At 68.6% G+C, this 255-nt stretch carries 1 protein-coding gene; it reads left to right on the forward strand.

All coding sequences use genetic code 11. The annotated features are described in order from the left end of the window. Window positions 1-255 (forward strand): hypothetical protein (locus tag R0J92_RS24725; protein ID WP_411053631.1); only part of this gene is annotated, 255 nt, incomplete at both ends.

Raw genomic sequence — 255 nt, forward strand, 5'->3', positions numbered from 1 at the left:
TGCAGTACCACCTGCGCGAGCAGCCCGCGCAACGCATGGCGCTGCTGCAGGCGTTGTTCGACAACGGCTGGAAGAGCGCCGGCACCGAACCCACCGGGCTGTGGCTGGAGTTGGCCACGCTGCAGGCCGACAACGGGCGCGGCGATGCCATCCCGACCACGCTGGCACGCATCGACACCCCGGCCGAACTGATCCGCTTGCGCAGCGACAAGCGCTTCGACCGCTACGTGGACCGCCACGACGCACGCTTTGATC

Origin of the sequence: Tritonibacter sp. SIMBA_163, from assembly GCF_046535935.1 — a bacterium.
GTDB lineage: Bacteria > Pseudomonadota > Alphaproteobacteria > Rhodobacterales > Rhodobacteraceae > Epibacterium > Epibacterium scottomollicae.